This window comes from Streptomyces fulvoviolaceus, from assembly GCF_000718165.1.
Classification (GTDB): Bacteria; Actinomycetota; Actinomycetes; order Streptomycetales; family Streptomycetaceae; genus Streptomyces; species Streptomyces fulvoviolaceus.
Genome location: NZ_JOEY01000008.1, coordinates 196,060 through 213,328, shown reverse-complemented (window position 1 = coordinate 213,328; position 17,269 = coordinate 196,060). Strand labels below are relative to the sequence as shown.

15 protein-coding genes and 2 pseudogenes are annotated in these 17,269 nt (G+C 70.5%); 5 read left to right on the top strand and 12 right to left on the bottom strand.

Annotated elements, in window-relative coordinates; translation table 11 throughout:
• Window positions 1–69 precede the first annotated feature (69 nt).
• A complete protein-coding gene (pruA, locus tag IG08_RS0111040) occupies window positions 70–1,644 on the bottom strand; it encodes an L-glutamate gamma-semialdehyde dehydrogenase (protein ID WP_052424606.1) in 1,575 nt (524 codons plus the stop codon).
• 225 nt (window positions 1,645–1,869) lie between these two features.
• On the opposite strand from pruA, the gene IG08_RS0111035 reads away from it, so the two are divergent.
• From IG08_RS0111035 to IG08_RS58920, 4 genes and pseudogenes are all read left to right on the top strand, one after another.
• A complete protein-coding gene (locus tag IG08_RS0111035; RefSeq protein WP_030599495.1) occupies window positions 1,870–2,955 on the top strand; it encodes a PucR family transcriptional regulator in 1,086 nt (361 codons plus the stop codon).
• Between the two features lie 71 nt (window positions 2,956–3,026).
• Window positions 3,027–4,706, top strand: coding sequence for a choline dehydrogenase (locus IG08_RS0111030; protein ID WP_052424605.1), 1,680 nt, complete (start codon window positions 3,027–3,029; stop codon window positions 4,704–4,706).
• A 91-nt stretch (window positions 4,707–4,797) separates the two neighbouring features.
• The gene (locus IG08_RS62725; RefSeq protein ID WP_030599491.1) at window positions 4,798–5,103 is read left to right on the top strand and encodes a cytochrome P450; all 306 of its coding nucleotides are present in this window, start codon (window positions 4,798–4,800) and stop codon (window positions 5,101–5,103) included.
• A pseudogene (locus tag IG08_RS58920) lies at window positions 5,097–5,416 on the top strand (epoxide hydrolase N-terminal domain-containing protein); the annotation flags it as partial. The gene IG08_RS62725 and the pseudogene IG08_RS58920, both read left to right, overlap by 7 nt.
• 52 nt (window positions 5,417–5,468) lie before the next feature.
• Here IG08_RS58920 and IG08_RS60045 read toward each other — a convergent pair.
• From IG08_RS60045 to IG08_RS0111000, 4 genes are all read right to left on the bottom strand, one after another.
• The gene (locus IG08_RS60045; protein ID WP_158812210.1) at window positions 5,469–5,639 is read right to left on the bottom strand and encodes a hypothetical protein; all 171 of its coding nucleotides are present in this window, start codon (window positions 5,637–5,639) and stop codon (window positions 5,469–5,471) included.
• Window positions 5,640–5,687: 48 nt separating this feature from the next.
• A complete protein-coding gene (locus IG08_RS0111010; protein ID WP_030599488.1) occupies window positions 5,688–6,578 on the bottom strand; it encodes an LLM class flavin-dependent oxidoreductase in 891 nt (296 codons plus the stop codon).
• A 399-nt stretch (window positions 6,579–6,977) separates the two neighbouring features.
• Window positions 6,978–7,697, bottom strand: a complete 720-nt coding sequence (locus IG08_RS0111005) for an alpha/beta fold hydrolase (RefSeq protein WP_030599484.1) — start codon at window positions 7,695–7,697, stop codon at window positions 6,978–6,980.
• Window positions 7,698–7,789: 92 nt separating this feature from the next.
• Complete coding sequence (locus IG08_RS0111000) at window positions 7,790–9,268, bottom strand: MFS transporter (protein ID WP_030599482.1); 1,479 nt, start codon at window positions 9,266–9,268, stop codon at window positions 7,790–7,792.
• Between the two features lie 264 nt (window positions 9,269–9,532).
• Here IG08_RS0111000 and IG08_RS0110995 point away from each other — a divergent pair, with 264 nt between their 5' ends.
• Window positions 9,533–10,186, top strand: coding sequence for a TetR/AcrR family transcriptional regulator (locus IG08_RS0110995; RefSeq protein WP_030599480.1), 654 nt, complete (start codon window positions 9,533–9,535; stop codon window positions 10,184–10,186).
• A 297-nt stretch (window positions 10,187–10,483) separates the two neighbouring features.
• Here the strand turns inward: IG08_RS0110995 and IG08_RS0110990 are convergent.
• From IG08_RS0110990 to IG08_RS0110960, 7 genes and pseudogenes are all read right to left on the bottom strand, one after another.
• Window positions 10,484–10,942: pseudogene (locus tag IG08_RS0110990) on the bottom strand (XdhC family protein); the annotation flags it as partial.
• A 78-nt stretch (window positions 10,943–11,020) separates the two neighbouring features.
• Window positions 11,021–11,689 (bottom strand): response regulator, encoded by a 669-nt coding sequence (locus tag IG08_RS0110985; RefSeq protein WP_030599475.1) that lies wholly within the window; start codon window positions 11,687–11,689, stop codon window positions 11,021–11,023.
• Window positions 11,686–12,969 carry a sensor histidine kinase gene (locus tag IG08_RS0110980; RefSeq protein WP_030599473.1) on the bottom strand — a complete coding sequence of 428 codons (1,284 nt, stop codon included), beginning with the start codon at window positions 12,967–12,969 and terminating at the stop codon, window positions 11,686–11,688. The genes IG08_RS0110985 and IG08_RS0110980 overlap by 4 nt, the downstream gene beginning before the upstream one ends.
• 28 nt (window positions 12,970–12,997) lie before the next feature.
• Window positions 12,998–13,843, bottom strand: coding sequence for an ABC transporter permease (locus tag IG08_RS0110975; RefSeq protein ID WP_030599471.1), 846 nt, complete (start codon window positions 13,841–13,843; stop codon window positions 12,998–13,000).
• Window positions 13,840–14,778, bottom strand: coding sequence for an ABC transporter ATP-binding protein (locus IG08_RS0110970; protein WP_030599468.1), 939 nt, complete (start codon window positions 14,776–14,778; stop codon window positions 13,840–13,842). Before IG08_RS0110970 ends, IG08_RS0110975 begins: the two co-directional genes overlap by 4 nt.
• Before the next feature lie 197 nt (window positions 14,779–14,975).
• Window positions 14,976–16,490: an alpha/beta hydrolase domain-containing protein gene (locus tag IG08_RS0110965; protein ID WP_030599466.1), complete on the bottom strand. Its 1,515-nt coding sequence runs from the start codon at window positions 16,488–16,490 to the stop codon at window positions 14,976–14,978.
• Window positions 16,491–16,611: 121 nt separating this feature from the next.
• Window positions 16,612–17,262 (bottom strand): MBL fold metallo-hydrolase, encoded by a 651-nt coding sequence (locus IG08_RS0110960; protein ID WP_030599463.1) that lies wholly within the window; start codon window positions 17,260–17,262, stop codon window positions 16,612–16,614.
• Between the last annotated feature and the right edge of the window lie 7 nt (window positions 17,263–17,269).

Here is a 17,269-nt window from a genome sequence, read left to right as displayed (position 1 = left end):
GTGTGAGAGGCCGGTCCAGGGGGCCGCACCCTGGACCGGCCTCGGTCTCGACCCGGTCGCGCCGACCGGCTACCGGGCCGCCCACGCGTCGTTGCCCGGCGCGCGCGGCGGGCGCTCGTTGCGCTTGACGCTGCGCGGGCTGGCGAAGCGGATCAGGTTCCAGACCGTGCCGGCCTTGTCGTTGGTGCCGGAGGCGCGCGCGCCGCCGAACGGCTGCTGGCCGACGACGGCGCCGCTCGGCTTGTCGTTGACGTAGAAGTTGCCGGCCGTGTACCGAAGGGCGTCGGACGCCTGGGCGAGGGCGGCCTCGTCCTCGGCGAACACGGCCCCGGTCAGCCCGTACGCGGTGGACTCGTCGACCAGCCGCAGGGTCTGCTCCCAGTCGGCGTCCTCGTACACGTACGCGGCGAGGACGGGAGCGAAGAGCTCCTCGGTCATGAACGGCGAGTGGGGATCGGTCACTTCGAGCAGCGTCGGCTCGACGAACCAGCCGATCGCATCGTCCGTACCGCCGCCTGTCAGGACGATGCCCTCGGCGCGTGCCTTCGCCAGCGTCTCGGTGTGCTTGGCGTGCTGGCGGGCGTTGATGACGGCGCCGATGTGCGTGCCGGGCAGCGTCGGGTCGCCCATGACGACGGAGCGGGTCAGTTCGATCAACCGGTCCTTGAGCCTCGGCCACAGGCTGCGCGGCACGTAGAGCCGGGAGGGCGCGGCGCACTTCTGGCCCTGGTACTCGTACGCGCCCCGCACGCACGCCACCGCCAGCGCCTCCACGTCGGCCGACGAGTGGGCGACCACGAAGTCCTTGCCGCCGGTCTCGCCCACGACCCGCGGGAAGTCGCGGTAGCCGTCGATGTTGGCGCCCACGGTGCGCCAGATGTGCCGGAACGTCCCGGTGGAACCGGTGAAGTGGACGGCCGCCAACTCCCGGTGGGCCAGGGCGGCTTGACCGATCTCCGCACCGTCGCCGTGCACCAGGTTGACCACACCGTCGGGCAGCCCGGCCTCCCGCAGCAGCTGCATGGACAGGTGGGCCACCAGCGAGGAGCTCTCGTGCGGCTTCCACAGCACCGTGTTGCCGAGCAGGGCCGGGGCGAAGGCGAGGTTGTTGGTCGAGACGAAATTGAACGGCGAGACCGCGAAGACGAACCCCTCCAGCGGGCGGTACTCGACGTGGTTGCGCACCCCCTCGGGCGAGTACGGCTGGACATCGGCCATGGCCGCCATGTTGGCCACGTTGGCTCGGATGAGCTCGACCGTCTCGTCCGACGCGTCGCCCTCGGCCTGGTCCCGGGTCTTGGACAGCTCCAGCATGGCGGCCGCGTTCAGCCGCTCGCGCCAAGGACCGGACTCCAGCAGTTCGGCGGCGCGCAGGAACGGCTTCGCCCGTGCGGCCGCGTCGAGTCGCCCCCAGTCGTGGGCGGCTCCGCGGGCCGCGGCGATCGCCTGCTCCACCTCGGCCGCCCCGGCATGATGGGCGCGGCCGAGGCCAACCTCGTGGGCGTGTGGGGTGACGACCGGGACGGTGCGTCCCGTGCGGATCTCCCGGCCGCCGATCACGCTCGGGATGTCGTAGCCGGCGGCGCGGACCTCGGCGAGCCCGGCCGCGAGGGCCTGTGGGTGAGGCGCGGATGGTGAGGTCATGCGGGGCTCCGAGACGTTCGAGGGACGATACGGTGCGGTCGTCCCGACGTTAGGCGGTCGCGTGTCGGCGGCGCTTCGGAGCCCGCGTGGAAAGTTCGCCGGGCGTTCAGACACTTGTCGAATCCGCCCGGTCAGGGCAGTGTCAGGAGCGTGCGCGGATGCGTTCCGGGCAGTCGTCCGGGACGGCGCGCGACGTCAGGCACGAAGTACGGAGGCACGCATCCCGTGGTGGAACCGGTGGACATGCAGATGGTGATCGATCGCCTCGCCCAGGAGGTCGGTCTGTCCGTCCTGGTGGAGGACCGGGAGCAGCACCCGGTGTGGTGGAGCACCCGCGGCGCGGTGGACGGTACCCGGGCCAAGACCATCCTCGACCGGCATGTCGATCCGGTCGCGGCGGCCGTCGTCCAGCGGTTCCGACTCTCCCAGGCGACCGCCCCCGTCCGCGTTCCCGCCGTCCCCGAGGCCGACATGTGGGCGCGCTGGTGCATGCCGGTGCGCTGCGACGGCCGCATGCTCGGCCTGCTGTGGGTGCTCGACCCGGACGGGGTCCTCGACGAGGCCGCGCTGCCGAGTCTGGTGGAGTGCGCGGGACTCGCCGGCGAGGCCATGGCGGGCAGCGCGGAGTCCGCGGAGCGGCAGCGCCGTCGGCGCGACGCGCTCCTGGGCCGGCTCCTGTCCGGCCGGGACGAGGAGGCCGCACGTGAACTGGCCCGTCTGGAGAACCTGCCGCCTGACGCGCGGGTACAGGTCGAGGCGCCGCCCCGGCCCGGCGGCTGGGAACTGGCCGGAGGCATGAGCGTGCACGTGGTCCGCACCGGCGTGCGCGCGGCGGCCAGCGGCGCTCCGCTTCCCCTGCTCGAGTTGGCCGAGGCGGTGCGCCGCGCGACGGCCGTGCGCAGAGTGGCGGCCGCCGGAGCGCGCCCGACGCCGGCCACATGGGACGAACTCGGCGCCTGGCGTCTGATCGTCGAGGCCCCCGCATCCGTGACGCCCGCCGATCTGCATCCCGGCGCCGAGATCCTGGCTCAGGGGCAGCGCAACGAGCTGACGACGACGGCGCGGGTCGTCCTGGACCACGGCGGTGAAGTGGCCGCGGCGGCACGGGAGTTGCACGTCCACCGCACCACGCTCTACTACCGGCTGGACCGCATCACCGAACTCACCGGCGTGGACCTGCGTTCCGGGCTCACCCGCACCAACCTGCAACTGGCCCTGTGGCTGGCCGCCTATCGCAGCGCCGGCGAACCCGAAGCGACCCCCCTTCGACACCTGTCGAACGACAGTCCCGTCTCTCCTTCGCGGCGCTGATGTCCACTGCGGGTGGCCGCCCCTACGTTCGAGTCACCTGCGCACGTGGAACCGGCTGAAGGAGTAATCCGATGACCCAGAAATTCGACTACATCGTCGTCGGAGCCGGCTCGTCCGGATGCATCGTCGCCGCCCGGCTCACCGAGGACCCGAACGTGCGGGTCCTTCTAGTCGAGGCCGGTGGCACGGACCGCACCAACATGTTCATCGCCATGCCCGGTGGCTTGCCGTTCGTCTATCAGAACAAGAAGATCGGCTGGGGCATCCAGTCGGGCCCGGAACCGCACCTGCAGGGCAAGACCATCGACGAGAAGGCCGGCAAGATCCTCGGCGGCGGCTCGTCCATCAACGCGATGATCTACAACCGCGGCAACCCGATGGACTACGACGGCTGGGCCGCGGACGGCCTCAAGGACTGGGACTACGCCCACTGTCTGCCGTACTTCCGCAAGATGGAGACGTTCGAGGACGGTCCGGACGACTGGCGTGGCGGCGGCGGCCCACTGCGCATCAGCCGCGCCCGCGCCCAGCACAAGATGTACGAGACATTCCTGCGCGCCGGTGAGCAGGCGGGGTTCGAGACGACTCCGGACCACAACGGCCGGCGGCAGGAAGGCCTGCACATCGCGCAGTCCTTCATCCACGACGGAGTCCGTATGAGCGCCACCAGGGCGTATCTGCGCCCCGCTCTCGACCGGCCCAATCTGAAGGTGCTGCCCAAGACGCTCGTGACGCGCGTACTCGTCGAGGACGGGGCCGCGGTCGGCATCGAGGTGGCCGGTCCCGACGGTCCGCGCCGAGCGCTGTGCGAGCGCGAGGTGATCCTCGCCGCCGGCGCCATGAACACCCCCAAGCTGCTGATGCTGTCCGGCATCGGCCCGGGTGACGAGCTGCGCCGCCATGGCATCGATGTCGTCGCCGAGGCCCGCGAGGTGGGGCGCAACCTGCAGAACCACCCCGGTGTGGACCTGCAGTTCGGCACCCGCGCCGAGGACTCGCTCACGTCCGAGCTCGGCCTGATCGGGCGGGCGAAGCTCGGCGCGGACTGGATGCTGCGCCGCAAGGGCCTGGGCACCACCAACTTCTTCGAGGCCGGCGCCTTCCTGCGTACCCGCGACGACGTCGACTTCCCGAACATGCAGTGGGAGTTCCTGCCGCTCACCCGGCAGCTGAGGGGCGGCAGGCTGGTGCCGGTGCCCGGCTTCCAGTTCTGGATGGACCTCTCGCGCCCGCTGAGCCGCGGCGAGGTGACCCTGCGCTCGGCGAATCCGGCAGATGCGCCGTCCGTCGTCTTCAACACGTACGCCGAGCGCCAGGACCTCCAGGACATGATCGACGGCGTCCGGATGACGAGGGAGACGCTGGTGGGGCAGCCCGCCTGGCAGCGCTATCGCCCCCAGCTCCTGACCCCGGGCCCGGACGTCACCTCCGACGACGAGATCGAGGCGTTCGTCCGCCGGGCCACCGGCACCTCGTACCACCCGTCGGGCACCTGCCGGATGGGCGTGGACGCGGAGGCCGTCGTGGACGGTGAGGGCCGAGTGAACGCCGTGCGCGATCTGCGCATCGTCGACGCGTCGATCATGCCGAAGGTGATCACCGGCAACCTCAATGCGCCGGTGATGATGATGGCGGAGAAGATCGCCGACGGGATCCGCGGTTGTGAACCGCTGGCGCCGTCCGACGCGGTGTACTACCGCCGTGCCAGGGCAGGGAGGGAGCCCGAGGGTCCGGAGGCGGTCCGGGCGTGAGGCTCCCGGAAAGGGGCGGCATGCGGTACTTCGCCGTCGCGGAGGACGCGATCGCACGGGTCGCGAAGGAGGCCGTCGAGATCGCCGGCGCGTGACCATACGCGCGGGCGAGGGTGTGCCGGCGTTGTCGAACACCGCCAACCGCGACCCCGCGGCCTTCGACGCCCCGGACGAGTTCGACATCGCCGGCGGCCGCGGTGCCCGCAACCACCTGGGCTCTGGATGCGGCGCCCACCAGTGCCTGGGTCAGAATCTGGCTCGGCTCGAGTTGCGCATCGTGTTCGACACGCTGTTCCGCCGGGTGCCGCGCCTGCGTCCGGCCGAGCTCGTCGAGGAGCTGCCGTTCAAGTCCGACGGGCAGGTCTACGGCCTCTACGAGATGCCGGTGACCTGGTAGCCCCGAACCCGCGTCCGGACGAACTGTGGGGCGTGGAGTGGTCGGACGGAGTTCCCCCAGGGGTATCTGCGGGAGCTCGCGCGGCGCTGGCGACACGAGTACGACTGGCCGTGCGGCCGAGGCCCGCCTGAACGCATGGCCGCAGTTCACGACCACGATCGACGGGGCGACCGTACACTCCGCCCACGTCCGCTCCCCGGAGCCGGACGCCACCCCGCTGGTCATCACCCAAGGGCGGCCCGGCCTGATCGCCGGATCCACCGACGTGGTGAACATGACGCCACGAGCGAAGACGAATCCCGACACGGCGTTCACGGCGAGCGATCCGGCGAGGCTCGCGTTGGTCTGTTCCGCCTCGCCGCGCGTCAGATACGCCCGCACTCCGCACCGCTTCTGATGGAGATCTGGAACGTCGCGAGACCGTTGGTCATCGCGGTGAGGCCGTCGGCCTCCGCGATCCGTCGCTTGGCCTGCAGCAGACGCCCCTGGCGCTGAGCGAAATCGGCGCTCTCGACCAGGACGGCACCGCCGCGCACTGCAGACCAGGCTCTACACGCCTGCTGACTGGGGGGGAGGAGATGCCCTCAGCCACCAATCCGCCGCAGCGCCGGAAGTTCGGCGGCGACGGCGTCCAGCAGTGCCTCGTCCCCGCGGAAGGGCTGGTCCTTGCGCGGCCAGGCGATGGTGACGTCGGTGAAGCCCAACTCGGCGGCCCGGCCGAGCCGGTCGCGCAGGTGGTCGACCGAGGACAGGGAGGCGGTGCCGGACTCCATGTTCAGCATCCGTACGTGCGGCCAGGCGCCCTCCAGCGCCGCGTCCATCCGGCCGGCCGTACGGGCCACGTCCTTCCACCAGGCGGCCTCGTCGAGCCCGCGCTCTCTGGTCCCCATGGTCACCCAACCGTCACCGGGCCGACGGGCTGTGGACGCGGCGAGCCGCATGCCACGCGGACCGTCGGCGGCGATGAGGAACGGCGGGCGGGGCCGCTGCGCGGGGCCGGGGATCATGCGCGCGTCCACCGCGGAGTACCAGTCCCCGGACCAGTTCGTCACCGGCTCGGAGAGCAGCCGGTCGAGCAGGTCACGGAACTCGACGAACCGTGCGTGGCGGCCCGCGGGTGACAGTTCCTCGCCCCCGAGCACGGCCGCGTCGTACCCCGGGGCACCCGCACCGAGCGCAATGTTGACCCGCCCGTGGGACATCACGTCCAGGGTCATCAGGTCCTTGGCCAGCGGAACCGGGTGCCGGAAGTTCGGCGTGGTGACCAGGGTGCCCAGGCGGATCCGGCTGGTGGCGAGTGCGGCCGCGACCAGCGTGGGTACGGTCGCGTGCCACGGCCCGTCGGCCAGGGTCCGCCAGGCCAGGTGGTCGTAGGTCCACGCATGATCGAATCCGTAGGACTCGGCGCGTTCCCATCGTTTCCGGTCGGTGTCCCAGTCCTGCTCGGGGAGGATGATGACGCCAATACGGATCATCGAGTCTTCAGCTCCTTGTCGGGGTGCCCACCGACACCCGGCCGGTCGGTGGCCGGCACCACCTGCTGAACCGGCTCAGGGGTTGCTCCCCTGCATCAGCAACGTAGGCGTGGGCGGTCGACACGAGGTACGGCTGACTGTAGGACGTTGCGGTTCCTTCTTCGATAGATGTTGAAGAGAGGCGCTACTCGCTCCTGACCTGCACTCTTCAGCCGGTCGATTCCCCTTCGGCTCCGATCACGGTGGCCCGAACGGCCTCCGCCGCGGCAAACTGACTGCACACCACCTGACCGGTACGGCGGGTTCGTCGCGAGATCATCGACTGCCATCCTTGGCTCCGGTTCTTGAGGGCTTCCCGGGGCCGGAAGGTGCCCGGCCCCGGGAAAGGCGTGGCGTGGGTCAGGCGGTCGGTACGCGCAGGAGGAGTTCGGCGACGGCCTTGGGTTCGCTGAGCATCAGGTCATGGCCGGTGTCGATGTCCCAGACGCGGTCGGCCGCGAGTGCCTTCTCCCACCGGGCCGGGTCGCGGTGGGGCCTGGTGCTGGTGCAGGGAATGTGGGTCTGGGGGATCTCCCACAGAGCCGCCTCGTTGTGGAGCTGCAGGGGCTGGGTGAAGCACTTGACCGGGTGCGGGGTCACCTTGCCGTCCATCCAGGCGATGGTGTCCGGGTCGGTCACCCCGTAGTGCGGCATCGGCTCGTCCCCGGGGAAGAGCGTCAGCTCGATGCCGTCGACGACGCGGGACCCGTCGCGGGCGGCGGCCGCCAGCGTGGCGGAGATGTCGGCGAGGGACTCGCCGTTGACGGGGGTGGCGGCGTCGAGATAGACGATGTGGCCGATGCGGTCGGTGGCGCGGTCGGCGACGCCGGTGATGACCATGCCGCCGTAGCTGTGGCCCGCGATGATCACGTCGCGCAGGTCTTCGTAGTGGAGGAGCTGGACGACGTCGTTGATGTGGAAGCCGAGGTCGATGTCGGGGCGCAGCAGGTGGGCCCGCTCGCCGACGCCGGTGAGGGTCGGGGTGTAGACGTCGTGTCCGGCCTGCCGCAGGATCCGTGCGACGGGCTGGTAGCACCAGCCGCCGTGGGCGCCGCCGGGTACGAGGACGTAGGTGGCCATGTTCGTTCTCCTTGCTGATGGTGGGGGGTTCACTGGTACGGGGACGGTTGACTGCCTGCGTCGGTGAACGGAGCCGGCAGGACGAGGGATGCCTACGCCTTCTGGGCGGCGGGATCGGCGGCCAGTTCGGCGGGAGCCTCGTGCGCCGTGGCGCCCGCGCGGTGCCGGGGGAGGAACGAGGCCAGGAGCAGGGCCACGAGGGCGGCGCTGCAGCCGATGGCCATGATCACCTTGAAGGAGTTCTCCGAGGGCAGGGCGTGGCCGGCGAAGTCAGTGGTCATCTGGGCGAGGATGACGCCGGAGGCGGCGCTGGCGAAGGAGGTGCCGATCGACCGCATCAGGGTGTTGAAGGCGTTGGCGGCAGCCGTTTCGGAGGTCGGTACGGCGCCCATGATGAGCATGGGCAGGGCGCCGTAGGCGAGGCCGATGCCGGCGCCGATGACGCAGGAGACCAGGACCAGTTCCCAGATCTCGCTCATCATGACGATGTTCAGGGCGTAGCCGGCGGCGGTGACGACGGCGCCGATCATGAGTGCGACCCTGGGGCCCTTGGCCTTGGAGATGACGGCGGACAGCGGGGCCGCGATCATGACCACGATGCCCTGGGGCGCCAGGACCAGGCCCACGGTGAGGAGATCCTTGCCCAGGCCGTAGCCGGTCTGCTCGGGCAGCTGCAGGATCTGCGGGATGATCAGCTGGACCGCGAACAGGGAGAAGCCGAACGCCAGGCCGGCGAGGTTGGTGAACAGGACCTGGGGCTTGGCGGTGACGCGCAGGTCGACCAGCGGCTGGGTGGTGCGCAGTTCGAAGAATCCCCAGGCGACGAGGATCACGACGGAGGCGGCGAACAGACCGAGGGTGGTGCCGCTGCCCCAGCCCCAGTCGCCGCCCTTCGAGATTCCCAGCAGCAGGCAGACCAGGCCGGCCGCCAGGCCGATACCGCCGAGCAGGTCGAAGCGACCGCCGGTGCGCACTTTGGATTCGGGCACGAGCATCAGGACGAGCACGAGGGCGGCGGCGCCGAGGGCGGCCGAGGCCCAGAACAGGCTGTGCCAGTCGAAGTTGTCGGCGACGAAGGCGGCGATGGGCAGGCCGAGGGCGGCGCCGATGCCGAGGGAGGCGCTCATCAGGGCGGTGGAGGTGCCGAGCTTTTCGGCGGGCAGCTCGTCGCGCATGATGCTGATGCCGAGGGGGATGACGCCGGCCGACAGGCCCTGCAGGACGCGTCCGATGATCACCGGGGTGAGGGAGTCGCTGAGTGCGACGGTGGCCGAGCCGATCGCCAGTGTGCCCAGGCCGAGCAGGAGCATGCGGCGCTTGCCATACATGTCGCCGAGACGGCCTGCGATGGGGGTGGCGACGGCGGCGGCGAGCAGGGTCGCGGTGACGGCCCAGGCGGTGTCCGCCGCTGAGGCGTTCAGGTACTCGGGGAGTTTCGGCACGATCGGGATGACGAGGGTCTGCATCAGCGAGACCACGATCCCGGCGAAGGCCAGCACCGCCACGATGGCGTTCGGGTTCGGCGGGGCGGAGCCGGTGGTGTCGCCGGGTGAGGTGTGTACGTCGGACATGGTTGGTCTCCGTCTGAGCAGGCAGATGGGGTGCCCCGGTAGAATTAAAGCAACGGGTTGATTTAAAATGTACTCGGACGGATGGATGCGTTCAAGTCGGGCTGTCTGAATCCAGCGGGAACGCCGCGTGGAGAGGGTGGCCTGAACCGGCCGGGCTGTTGCGTACGCTTTCGTCGTTTGGCCTCACCGACCTGGTCGAGGGGCTGCGGTGGCCTGGGGGACGGGCCTCGTGGACCGGTGTGATGTCCCGAAGTGGTGGTGATGATGACCGGCAGGGCGAGGCGGGACGCGCAGGTCAGCGCGACGCGGGAGGCGCTCCTGGACGCGGCGGAACGGCTCTTCGCCGAACACGGGGTGCATGCGATCGCCAACCGTCAGATCAGCGAGGCCGCCGGACAGGGCAACAACGCCGCGGTCAGCTATCACTTCGGCACCAAGATCGACCTGGTGCGCGCGATCGTGCGCAAGCACGCCGAGGGAATAGAGGTCGTCCGTCTGCGCATGTTGGCCGACATCGGTGACTCCACCGACCTGCGCGACTGGGTGGCCTGCGCGGTTCGCCCGGTCACCGATCATCTGGAGGCTCTGGGTACCCCCAGCTGGTACGCCCGGTTCATCGCCCAGGTCACTGGAGACCCGGCGCTGCGCGCGGTCGCGACCGAGGAGTTCGCGGCCGCCTCATCGTCGATGCGAGAGTTGCAGGCCGGTATGGACCGTTGCCTGCCCGACCTGTCGGCCGAGGTGCACGCCGAACGCGCCGCCATGACTCGTCACTTGATCACGCAGATGACCGCCGAGCGTGAGCGCGCCCTCGTGGACAACATGCCGACTTCCCGGGCCAGTTGGCGGGATGCGGCGAACGGCCTCATCGACGCCATTGTCGCCCTGTGGCAGGCGCCGGTCACGCGCGATGGCTGATCGCCGGTCGACTTCGGTGGAGTTCGCGGGTCGTTGCATGGACGTGACGGGCTAGGTCAGCGGGTCGCCTTGATTTGTTGATCGCGGCGCGGCATGGCATTCAGGAGCCCGGTTTCAGCCGCGCGCGACCCGGCTGCCGATGGGCTGTGGCCAGTACATCCCCTCTCCGGACCCGTCCTGGCGGTGTCGGCGGAAGCTCGCTGTATGTCTTCAGATCGAGCACGCGCACCAAGCGGGGAGGTGGATGGAATCGCTTGGTGGCTGCGCTTACCCCCGCCGGGGTGTGTCCCCGCCTTTTCATGCAGCCACCACGGCGTCTCGCTCTCCTCCGTCACGGTGGATCGGTGTCTCTGCGCCGGTCAGTGGGACACCCGTACCGCCCCGCCGGGCTGCGACGATCTCTCTCGCGATGGACAGGGCGATTTCCTCGGGCGTACGGGCACCGCGGTCGAGGCCGATCGGCGACCTCAGCCGGGCCAACTCGCCGTGCGTCAGGCCGGCTTCCCGTAGCCTCCGGTCGCGGTCGGCGTGGGTGCGGCGCGATCCCATCGCGTCGACGTAAGCGACCGACAAGCACAACGCCTCGGTCAGCAGGGGGATGTCGAACTTGGCGTCGTGGGTGAGCACGCACAGGACCGTGCGCACGTCGGTCGCGGTGCGCCGTAGATAACGGTGTGGCCAGTCGGCCACGATGTCGTCGGCCTCGGGGAAGCGGGCAGGGGTGGCGAAGACGGGGCGGGCGTTGCACACGGTCACAGGCAATCGGGATGGTGGCCTGTCGAGCCATCCGGGTATCCACCAGTCGGCCCAGCCTCACTGCCGCCCCCTGCCCACTCAGTCGGCTTGGGGCCGGGCGAGTCCGAGGTCGTAGGAGAGGATCACGGCCTGGATGCGGTCGCGGGCTCCGATCTTGGCGAGCACCCGGCCGACGTGGGTCTTGACCGTGGACTCGGACAGGACGAGGCGGGCGGCGATCTCGCCGTTGGTCCAGCCCTTGCCGATGGCGACGAGGATCTCGCGCTCGCGGTTGGTGAGGGAGGTCAGCCGCGGGTCCTCGGCGGGGTCCTTGGGGCGACCGGGCAAGTGATGGGCGTATTCGTCCAGGAGGCGGCGGGTGAGAGCGGGGGCGACGACGGCGTCGCCGGCGGCTACGGCACGGATGCCGGCGAGCAGTTCCTCGGGGCGGGCGTCCTTGAGGAGGAAGCCGCTGGCGCCTGCGCGGAGGGCGGCGTGGGCGTATTCGTCCAGGTCGAAGGTGGTCAGGACGAGGACACGGGAGCGGCCGCCGGCGGCGACGATGCGGCGGGTGGCTTCGATGCCGTCCATGCCCGGCATGCGGATGTCCATGAGAACGACGTCAGGCCGCAGCTCGGCGGCCTTGCGCACGGCCTCGGCCCCGTGCGCGGCCTCGCCGACCACCTCGGTCTCGGGCACGGACTCCAGCAGGACGCGAAAGCCGAAGCGCTGGAGGTCCTGGTCGTCGACGATGAGCACCGTGGTCATGACGCGCCGCCTCGGGGGGTGAGGTCGAGAGTGGCCTCCACCGCCCATCCTCCGCCAGGGGCGGGTCCTGCGCTCAGGCTCCCACCGTAGAGAGCCACGCGTTCACGCATGCCCACCAGACCGTGTCCTTCCTCGTTCGAGGGCTGTGCCGTACGGCGGCCCGTGCCGGTGTCCTGGATGCTGACGTTCAGCCGCGTGCCCTCCACGATGATGGTGAGGTGGACCCGGGCGTCGGCACCGGCGTGCTTGAGGGTGTTGGTCAGGGCCTCCTGCACGATGCGGTGGACCGTCAGCTGCACGCCGTCGTCCAGGGCGCTCAGGTTCCCGCCGGTCCGGTAGACGACTTCCAGTCCGGCGGCGCGCACGCCGGCACACAGTGCGTCGATGTCCGTGATGCCGGGCTGCGGGCTGAGCTCGGGCTCGTGCGCGTGCCCCTCGGTGGCATCGCGCAGCAGGCCGAGCACACGCCGTAGCTCGCCCAGTGCCTGACGCCCGGTGCTGCCGATGAGCAGAAGCGCTTCCTTGCTCCGGTGGGGGGTGACGTCGGTGGCGTATGCTCCGGCGTCGGCCAGCGTGATCATGACGGACAGGTTGTGGCCGACGATGTCGTGCATCTCGCGGGCCACCCTGGCCCGCTCGGTGGCGACCGCCAGCCTGCTGCGCTGATCGCGTTCGATCTCCAGTCGCGCCGCACGCTCCCGCAACCCGGCGACCTGGGCCCGGCGGATCCGTACCGCCAGACCGAGCGCCAGGGCGGCGGTAGCGGCGCTGAGGAGGAAGAACAGTGCGACCCAGGCCGAGACGGCTGCCGACACCCGCACCGCGACCAGCACCATCGCACCCAGCACGGCCCCGCCGGCCCAGGGCAGCTGCCGAAGCCGCCCGTGCAGGGCCAGGCTGAACAGGGCCACGAGCAGGGCGACGTCCGCGCGGAGCGCCACTCCCAGGGCCCACTGGAGTACGAAGACCGTCACGACGGCGCCGAAGGCCGGCAAGGGCTTCCGGCGCCGCCACAGCAGCGGCAGCACGAGCCCCACCTGCAGCGCGAGCATCCCCGCCACGGGCAGCTGGGTGAGGGAGTCACGCAGCTCGCGGGGGACGTCCTCGTCGAAGGCCCCACCGTCCATCAGGTCCGGCAGGCAGAACAGCGCGAAGACCAGCACGACCACCGCGACATCCATCACCCATGGGTGCGCCCTGTCGGTCTGCCTCACCCGCTGGGCGTATTGGCCCAGGCGGGTGAGGAACGGGCCCATCCCGTGAATGTCGTCGGTGGTCATGGGTGTCACCTGTCCATGGTGCGGGCCATCAGACGTCCCTGCGTACCAGTCGATACGCCGCACCGGCCAGCGCGAGCAGCGTCCAGCCGAGGAAGACCAGCAACCCGGCCGTCGGCGACAAGGTCGTGGAGTCGTGCGTCATGGAGAACATCGCCTCGCCCGCGCTGCCGGGCAGGTACGGGCTGATGTTCTCCTCCCAGGAATTCGGCAGCAGCGACATCAGACCCGGAATCAGCATCAGGGCGGCCACCAGCACGGAGATTCCGCCCGCCACGGATCGCAGCAGTGCCCCCAGCGCCGCGCCGATCACCCCGACGAGGCCGAGGTAGAGCCCGGCGCCCAGCAGGCTGCGTACGACACCTGCGTCCGTGAGGCCCACGGCCGCGTCCGTACCGTCCACGATGCCGCTGGCGAACAGGAAGGTGCCGAACGCGCCGAGCATCCCGACTGCCAGCGCGACCAGCCCGAACACGGCCGCCTTGGACCACAGCACGGGCAGTCGGCGCGGCACCGCGGCCAGCGTGGAGCGGATCATGCCGGTCGAGTACTCCCCGGCCGTGCCCAGCACGCCCAGCACACCGAGCGCCAGCTGCGCGAAGGTCGTACCGAACAGGGCCAGGCTCACGGCCGTCGAGCTGGTGAAGTCGCCGTCCACGGGCTTTCCGGAGTCGAACTGCGATGCGTACTGCGTCGCGGCGATCACGCCGACCGCCACCAGGAACAGCAGGCCCAGGCCCAGCGTGATCCACGTCGAGCGCAGCGACCACAGCTTGGCCCACTCCGAGCGCAGCACGCGGAGACCGGTCACCCGGTAGGCGGGCCTCGGTGCGGGGGCGGTTTCGGGGGTCTCGGTCGTCAGGGTGAGGGTGCTCATGCCGCGCTCCCGGGGGTCTCGATGCCGGTGGTGGAACCGTGGTACTCCACGGCATCCCTGGTGAGATCCATGAACGCCTGCTCCAGCGACACCGTGTTCTGGCTCAGCTCGAACAGCGCGATCCCGTGCTCCGCCGCCTTGAGCCCGATCTCACGGGCGCTCACTCCACGCACCTGCAGTTCCTCGGAGCCGGGCCGACCTGTGATGTCGACGTCCGGTCCCGCCAGCACCTCGCGCAACCGCGCCGGCTCCTGCGTCGCCACGTTCACCGAGTCGCCGCCCGCCTCGCGGGTCAGATCCTGCACGGTGGTGTCCGCCAGCAGCCGCCCGCGGCCCACGATGATCAGGTGGTCCGCCACCAGCGCCATCTCGCTCATCAGGTGCGACGACACGAACACCGTGCGCCCCTCCGCCGCGAGCCCCGTCAGCAGGTTTCGGATCCAGAGCACGCCCTCGGGGTCCAGCCCGTTCACCGGCTCGTCCAGCATCACCGTCTGCGGATCGCCCAGCAGCGCCGCTGCGATGCCGAGCCGCTGGCCCATCCCGAGCGAGAACGCCCCGGCCCGCTTCTTCGCCACGCTGGTCAGGCCCGCGAGGTCGATGACCTCGTCCACCCGGCTGCGCGGTATCCCGTGGGTGAGCGCGAGCGCGTTGAGGTGCTGGAACGCCGAGCGTCCCGGGTGGATGGACCTGGCCTCCAGCAGCGCGCCCACTTCCTGCAGAGGCGCCCGGTGCCGGGCATAGGCGCGGCCGCCCACCGTCACGGAGCCGCTCGTCGGGGCGTCCAGCCCGACGATCATGCGCATGGTCGTGGACTTGCCGGCGCCGTTGGGCCCCAGAAAGCCGGTCACGGTGCCCGGCTGTACGACGAAGTCCAGCCCGTCGACGGCCGTCTTCTCTCCGTACCGCTTGGTCAGCTGCTGTGCCTCGATCATGGTGTTGCGTCCTCGGCTTCCGGCACCGGACGGTCCTGGTGCCCTCACCGCAAAGCTAGGCTCCGGGCCCTGCCGATCTTGTGGTACCGCGGGCTGAACCGGCGCGTGGGGGTGGTACCGCGGTACTACGGCCGAGCCGATCGAGATACACGGCGTGACCGTCACCCTGTGACCCGGGCGATGGTCTGCGGGCTGCGTCAGGACTGCGCTGGAGCCTTCGACCACTCCGCGGCCGCCTGGTCGAGCAGCGGCTGCCGGTCGGAGTCGAGGAGCAACCGTTGTGTCACCAGCCTGGCGGCCAGGGTGTCGTAGGCGGCGAGGTAGTGGTCGAGTGAGCCGTAGCGTTCGAGTAGTTCGTCGGCCGTGAAGGGATGCCATCCGCCGGAGTTGCCGCAGGTGGCCGTGATGCTCGCGGTGGACACCGGCGTCAGCGCCGGCGGCACCGGTGAGCCGAGCGGCAGGGCGGCCGCGGGGAAGCGCACTCCGCCGAGAGGGAAGCCATCCGTGTCGACCTGAGGGACCGAAACCTCGCGGCCGGGCAGGCCGTTGAGGAGCGCCGGGTCGGCGGGCTTCGCCCCGGCGGTGAACAGTCGCTCGCGCGGCATCGGCGCCGGCGGCCCGCCGATTCCGAGCCCGCGCTCCAGCGCGACGAGCAGAGCCCGCGCGTAGGGCCGGTTGTCGATCGCGTTGAGCGGGATGACCTCGCCGTCGTTGCACCCTTGGGCGAACGCGGAATCCGCCTGGGCCTTCGTCAGCGTCGGCCTGTGTGCGGCGGGCCAGTCGTAGCGGTGGTAGCCGTTCGTCGCGTCCTCCTGCCGGGAGACGCTCGCCCGAAGCCGGTAGTAGTCGGTGTACGCGGCCACATCCACGAACACGGGGTCGCTCTTCGGCCGCCGCAGTACCTGCCGCGGGGTGAGGGGGATCCCGTCGGGCCTGACATAGGCCGTCTGCGGTTCGCCGTCGGCGGCGGCGACGGCGTTGACGGCCAGTTGGTTGCCCACGCCGTCCTGGGCGTATGCGCCCTGAAAGACTTGGCCGCGCGCCTCGTTGAACCCTTCGGCGACGAAGCTGGTGACGAACCAGGCGGCCTGGCTCAGCCCGACGAGCAGCCGGTGCCGGTAGGAGCCGAGTGGCGAGTCCGCATCGCCGAGGCGGCCGTCGCGCAGGAGCCGGCCGAAGTCACGGACGATGACCTGGCCGACGCCCTGAGCGGCTTCCGGGACGCCCGGCGAGAAGCCGGTCTGCCACTGCACGCGCGCATAGGAACGCCCTCCCTCGAACAGGAAGCCGTTGCCAAGACCGGGTGAGTACGACACATCCTGCGGCGCGCCCCCTGGCACGTCGAAACCGTTGAAGTCGCGGAGCATCAGCGGATTTCCACGGTTTTCCGCCTCCACCACGACCTCGCCGCGGGCGTCTTGCCCGATCGGGCGGATCAGCTCGAAGCCGGAGGTGTAGGCGAAGACTCCGTCGTCACCGGTCACGATGTCGATGCCCGCCACGGGCTCGTCCTTTGCCACCGTCCCGGAAAGGGTCCCGGCCAGCCGTTCGTACGGAGTGCCGCCGAACATGCCCAGCGAATCCCTGCGGGTCACCTTGACAGCAGTGATGCCCGAGCGGCCGTCGTCGACCGACGCCACGGCTGGAGCGGTCGTCGGCAGGGCCACGGTCGTACCGAGCCCGAGCAGCAGAAGTGTGCGGCGTCGTATCACTGGGGGCTCCCAAAGACGTCCCGTCCGGCGTGGGCCGTGGCGGCGATGGTGAGGCTGGGCAGGGCGACCTTCCCTCGATCCAGGTGAAGGCAGGTTGCTCCTGGCTCGGGTGCAGTGGAGATCACAGGGCGCGGGTCGTGCCCGTGTCCAGAATCTCCACCCGCGTCTCGGGCGGGGCGAGGTTGGTCAGCAGCTGGTGGTGCAGATTGCGGTGCACGTCGGCGAGGCCGGCCTGGTGGATGGGCACGGCGACGCGTGGCGCCACCTGGCGGAGGTAGTCGACACCTTCGCTGATCTTCATCCAGGGCCCGGCCGCGGGGACGAGCAGGACGTCGATCGCCTGGCCGGGGGCGGTGAAGGCGTCGCCGGGGTGGAACAGCGCGTCGCCGACCAAGTAGGCGTTGTTGGGAGGGTGCGGCAATTGGGGATGAATGACGGCGTGCTCCCCGCCCAGGACCCGGACGGGGATTTCGTTGACGGTCAGGGTGTCACCGGGGCGGACTACCTCGTGCTCGACTCCGCAGTCCCGCAGTCGGTCGGCGGTGCCCGGGTCCGCGATGACCGTGGCTGCGGGGTTGGCCTTGACCAGTGGTCCGAGCCGGTCGGTGTCGAGGTGATCGGGGTGCTCGTGGGTGAACAGGATTGCGTCGAGGTCCCGCAGGCCCTCGAAGCCTGCTGAATAGGCGCCGGGATCGAAGAGCATGCGTACGGTACGGCCGTCCGTGTCCAACTCGGCGAGTACGCAGGCGTGTCCGAAGTGGGTGAGGTTCATGTCGCGC

Bases quoted from the DNA above. Each gene is read 5' to 3' on its own strand.
- IG08_RS0110980 (WP_030599473.1), bottom strand. From the start codon at position 12,969: ATGACCACCGACGACATTCACGGGATGGGCCCGTTCCTCACCCGCCTG.
- IG08_RS0110985 (WP_030599475.1), bottom strand. From the start codon at position 11,689: ATGACCACGGTGCTCATCGTCGACGACCAGGACCTCCAGCGCTTCGGC.
- IG08_RS0110960 (WP_030599463.1), bottom strand. From the start codon at position 17,262: ATGAACCTCACCCACTTCGGACACGCCTGCGTACTCGCCGAGTTGGAC.
- IG08_RS0111030 (WP_052424605.1), top strand. From the start codon at position 3,027: ATGACCCAGAAATTCGACTACATCGTCGTCGGAGCCGGCTCGTCCGGA.
- IG08_RS0110975 (WP_030599471.1), bottom strand. From the start codon at position 13,843: ATGAGCACCCTCACCCTGACGACCGAGACCCCCGAAACCGCCCCCGCA.
- IG08_RS0111000 (WP_030599482.1), bottom strand. From the start codon at position 9,268: ATGTCCGACGTACACACCTCACCCGGCGACACCACCGGCTCCGCCCCG.
- pruA (WP_052424606.1), bottom strand. From the start codon at position 1,644: ATGACCTCACCATCCGCGCCTCACCCACAGGCCCTCGCGGCCGGGCTC.
- IG08_RS0111005 (WP_030599484.1), bottom strand. From the start codon at position 7,697: ATGGCCACCTACGTCCTCGTACCCGGCGGCGCCCACGGCGGCTGGTGC.
- IG08_RS0110970 (WP_030599468.1), bottom strand. From the start codon at position 14,778: ATGATCGAGGCACAGCAGCTGACCAAGCGGTACGGAGAGAAGACGGCC.
- IG08_RS0110995 (WP_030599480.1), top strand. From the start codon at position 9,533: ATGACCGGCAGGGCGAGGCGGGACGCGCAGGTCAGCGCGACGCGGGAG.
- IG08_RS0111010 (WP_030599488.1), bottom strand. From the start codon at position 6,578: ATGATCCGTATTGGCGTCATCATCCTCCCCGAGCAGGACTGGGACACC.